5 protein-coding genes and 2 pseudogenes are annotated in these 3,741 nt (G+C 71.9%); 1 reads left to right on the top strand and 6 read right to left on the bottom strand.

Annotation, left to right across the window (positions count from 1 at the left end; translation table 11 throughout):
• The 5 genes and pseudogenes from ACTWQJ_RS48175 to ACTWQJ_RS48155 all read right to left on the bottom strand — a co-directional run.
• A pseudogene (locus ACTWQJ_RS48175) lies at window positions 1-125 on the bottom strand (sensor histidine kinase KdpD); the annotation flags it as partial.
• Between the two features lie 133 nt (window positions 126-258).
• Window positions 259-951 (bottom strand): ABC transporter ATP-binding protein, encoded by a 693-nt coding sequence (locus ACTWQJ_RS48170; RefSeq protein ID WP_443312698.1) that lies wholly within the window; start codon window positions 949-951, stop codon window positions 259-261.
• Window positions 952-1,069: 118 nt separating this feature from the next.
• Window positions 1,070-1,831, bottom strand: a complete 762-nt coding sequence (locus tag ACTWQJ_RS48165; RefSeq protein WP_224735399.1) for a DUF3710 domain-containing protein — start codon at window positions 1,829-1,831, stop codon at window positions 1,070-1,072.
• 1 nt (window position 1,832) lies between these two features.
• Entirely contained in the window at window positions 1,833-2,384 is a 552-nt protein-coding gene (gene dut, locus ACTWQJ_RS48160; protein ID WP_443312697.1) for a dUTP diphosphatase, read from the bottom strand.
• A complete protein-coding gene (locus ACTWQJ_RS48155; RefSeq protein ID WP_385516336.1) occupies window positions 2,381-2,965 on the bottom strand; it encodes a PaaI family thioesterase in 585 nt (194 codons plus the stop codon). The genes dut and ACTWQJ_RS48155 overlap by 4 nt, the downstream gene beginning before the upstream one ends.
• A gap of 78 nt (window positions 2,966-3,043) precedes the next feature.
• On the opposite strand from ACTWQJ_RS48155, the gene ACTWQJ_RS48150 reads away from it, so the two are divergent.
• Window positions 3,044-3,514 (top strand): DUF3093 domain-containing protein, encoded by a 471-nt coding sequence (locus ACTWQJ_RS48150; RefSeq protein WP_443312696.1) that lies wholly within the window; start codon window positions 3,044-3,046, stop codon window positions 3,512-3,514.
• A gap of 13 nt (window positions 3,515-3,527) precedes the next feature.
• Here the strand turns inward: ACTWQJ_RS48150 and ACTWQJ_RS48145 are convergent.
• A pseudogene (locus tag ACTWQJ_RS48145) lies at window positions 3,528-3,741 on the bottom strand (hypothetical protein); the annotation flags it as partial.

The raw sequence follows: 3,741 nt of genomic DNA, 5'->3' as shown, positions 1-3,741 counted from the left end.
TCCACGAACGCCACCACGCAGTCCGTGCCCCGCTCCACCCGCCGGTGCGCCTCGGACAACATCGCGTACGTCTTGCCCACCCCCGGCGCCGCACCCAGGTAGATCCGAAGCTTGCCGCGTGCCATGTCCTCATTGTCCGTCTTCTGCAAACTGCACGTACGCAGCGTCGACCTTACGGCCAACGTTCCGGGCAAATGGGGCGGCCAGGAGGGCCGAGGGCGTCTTTGACATAACCCTGACGGCACCCCACTGGGCGAACTAGCGTTCGACGACCGCTCCGTCGCTCAGCTCCAGGACCCGGTCGGCCAGGTCGAGCAGGGTCGCGTCGTGCGTGGCGACCAGCGCCGTGACGCCTTCACTGCGTACGACGGCCCGCAGCAGCTCCATCACCGCGTGACCGGTCTCCGCGTCCAGCTGGGCGGTCGGCTCGTCGGCGACGAGGAGCGAGGGGCTGTTGGCGAGGGCGCGGGCGATGGCCACCCTCTGCTGCTGACCGCCGGACAGCTCGCCGGGCCGCTGGGCGGCGTGGTCGGCGAGGCCGACCAGGGACAGCAGCAGCTCGACGCGTTCCTCGCGCTCTCGCGGGTCGGCCCGGCGCAGCCGCATCGGTACGCCGACGTTCTCGGCGGCCGTGAGGATCGGGATGAGCCCGAAGGACTGGAAGACGAAGCCGATGCGGCCCCGGCGCAGTTCCAGGAGGCCGTTCTCGCCGAGCCCCGACAGATCGAGCCCGTCGACCGCGACCCGCCCCCGGTCCGGCTCGTCGAGGCCACCGACGATGTTGAGCAACGTCGTCTTCCCGGACCCCGAGCGCCCCTTGAGGGCGACGAGTTCACCGCGCGAGACGTCGAAGGAGACCCCGCGCAGGGCGTGCACGGCGGCGGCTCCCTCGCCGTACGACTTGTGGACGTTCTCGACGCGCACCATGGTCTCGGTGACCACCTGGCTCATGCCGCCTCCCCCGTGATCCGGGCGCCAGTATCACGAAGCGACGCCCACCCGTTCAAGCGCTCGCACACGACGAGGGCCGCACCCCTCCGGGGGGATGCGGCCCTGCGTGGGCTGACGTCTAACGGACCTCGGTGATCTCCGGCCCGCGCTGCAGCTGTCCCATGCCGCCCGAGAAGCGGGAACCGGCCTGGTCGTCCTGCTGGACGCCCTCGGGGACCATCTGCGCGTCGTTCGGCAGCTTCAGGACGATCGGGTCGCGGGGCGCCATCGGCCCGTCGCCGCGGACCACGACCGTGTCCCGGAAGATCTGCTCCAGGAGGCCGGCGGCCTGCGGCTGCACGGCACCCTGCCCGGAGATCACACCCCGCAGGAACCAGCGGGGCCCGTCCACACCGACGAACCGGACCACCTGGAAGCCGCCCGTGCCGTCCGGCAGCTGCACCGGCACCTGGGCTCGCAGCTCCCAGCCGAGCGGGCCCTCGACCTCGTCGATGATGCCGCCCTGCTGGGTGATGCCGGCGCCGATCTCCTCGCGCACCTCGCCCCAGATGCCCTCGCGCTTGGGCGCGGCGAAGGCCTGCAGCTGGATGGCGCTGTCCCGCAGTACGACGGTCGCCGCGACGATCGCGTCGCCCGCGACCTCGACCCGCAGCTCCATGCCGTCGACGCCCGGCACGAACAGACCACCCAGGTCCACCCGTCCCTCGGCCGGGTCCCGGACCTCGGTGCTGTCCCAGGGCCCGTCGGGCCGCGGTTCCGGCTCGAGCCGCACCCGCTCGCGCTCGACCTCGTCCGCCTCAGTGTCGACGCTGTCGACGACCTGCTCGGCCTCGCCGGCCGCGTCCTCGGCGGCACCCTTCTTCTTGCGACGTCCGAACACGTCACTGTCCTTCCCGGTCGGATACGACCGAAGCGTATCGATTCCCACCCGCGTTGCCGCCGACGGCGGCCTGACCGTTTGTGCCGCGCCCGCCGTCCACGGCGGCATGGCCACCGGTGGACCCGAAGCCCCCCTCGGCCCGTGCCGAGTCGGGAAGCTCCGCCACCTCCTGGAAGCGGACCCTCTCGACCTGCTGGACGACCAGTTGGGCAATCCGGTCGAAGCGCTCGAACCGCACGGGCTCGCGCGGGTCGAGATTCACCACGATCACCTTGATCTCCCCACGGTACCCGGCATCAACCGTCCCCGGGGCATTCACGAGGGCCACGCCGCAGCGGGCGGCGAGACCGGAACGCGGGTGCACGAAGGCCGCGTACCCCTCCGGGAGCGCCACAGACACGCCCGTGGGCAGTACGGCCCGCTCACCCGGCTTCAGTTCACGGCTTTCGGTGGTGCGCAGATCGGCTCCCGCGTCGCCGGGGTGCGCATACGTCGGAAGCGGTACGTCCGGATCGACACGCCGGATCAGCACGTTCACGGGGTCGCGGCTCACGGGTTCACCTCGAAGGCGCGGACGCGCCGGATCTGGTCGGGGTCGTTCATGGCGGCCTGGATCTCTTCCTTGCGGCCGTGATCGATGAAGTGGTCGACCTCGACCTCGATGAAGAGCGCCTCGGCGCGGACGACGACAGGCCCGTCGGGGCCGCCGATGCGTCCGGTGGCCCGCGAGTAGATCTTCCGCCCGGCGACCGCCGTCACCTCGGCGGCCAGCTGGAGCGTGGTCCCCACCGGCACCGGCCTCACGAAGTCGGTCTCCAGCCGTCCGGTCACGGCGATGGTGCGCAGCAGCCAGTTCAGCGAGCCGAGGGTCTCGTCGAGGGCGGTCGCCAGCACTCCGCCGTGGGCCAGGCCCGGAGCGCCCTGGTGTTCGGGCCGCACGGTGAACTCGGCGGTGATCGACACCCCTTCGCCGGCCCGCGCCGCGAGGTGCAGTCCATGCGGCTGGTCGCCGCCGCAGCCGAAGCACTCGCCGTAGTGCGGGCCGAGGAGCTCGCCGGGTGCGGGAGCGTCGGGGTGCCGCACCGGCTTCGTCGCGTCGGCGGGAGGCTCCAGAGCTGCGGATGTACCACTCACAGCCGCAGACCTTACCCGGCGCTTCACCCCGCCCCCCTGACCCTGCCTCCCTGCGGACACCGTGCCAAGCTTGAGTCCATGCAGCAGCTTTCCGCCGCCCCGTACGAAGAACGCCTCACCGCGCCCCGCTCCTGGTGGCTGATCAGCCTCCTGGTCGGGGTCTCGATGGCCCTGATCCTGCTGCCCTTCGGCACCCTGCCGATGCTGGGGGGCCTGGCCGGCGGCACCGCGGTCGCAGCGGTCGCGGCGAGTTCGTACGGCTCGGTCCGCATCCGCGTGGTGAACGACTCTCTGATCGCGGGCGAGGCGAAGATCCCAGTCACGGCCCTGGGTGAGGCGGAGATCCTGGAGCCCGAGGAGGCCCGCGCCTGGCGCACCCACAAGGCCGACACCCGCGCCTTCCTGCTGCTGCGCGCCTACATCCCCACGGCCTTGCGCGTGGAGGTCATCGACCCGGCCGACCCGACGCCGTACCTGTACCTGTCGACGCGTGAGCCCGAGCGGCTGGCGGAGGCCATCAGGGCCGCCAAGGCGGCGTGTACGGCGTAGCCGACTACGCCGATTACTCGGTCGCGTTCGGGCCCGGACGCCCGGGCTCCTCGAGGGGCTTCTCGATCGACAGCGCGTCCGCGGGCCGCTCCAGCGGCGGCAGCGGTGGCAGCTCCGACAGCTGGTCCCACGGCACCTGCATCTTCCGCAGGTCCGCCCGGATCCGCGCGGCGATCTTCCTGGTGTCCCGCCGGTTCATGACCGCGCCCACCGCGGCTCCCACCATG

This window comes from Streptomyces sp. KR55, from assembly GCF_052245645.1.
Taxonomy (GTDB): domain Bacteria; phylum Actinomycetota; class Actinomycetes; order Streptomycetales; family Streptomycetaceae; genus Streptomyces; species Streptomyces flavusporus.
The sequence above is the reverse complement of the archived record's forward strand: the minus strand, read 5'-3'. Positions and strand labels throughout refer to the sequence as shown.

What these genes read in the sequence shown, in the direction of transcription:
- ACTWQJ_RS48170 (WP_443312698.1), bottom strand. Translation starts at nt 951, where the DNA reads ATGAGCCAGGTGGTCACCGAGACCATGGTGCGCGTCGAGAACGTCCAC.
- ACTWQJ_RS48150 (WP_443312696.1), top strand. Translation starts at nt 3,044, where the DNA reads ATGCAGCAGCTTTCCGCCGCCCCGTACGAAGAACGCCTCACCGCGCCC.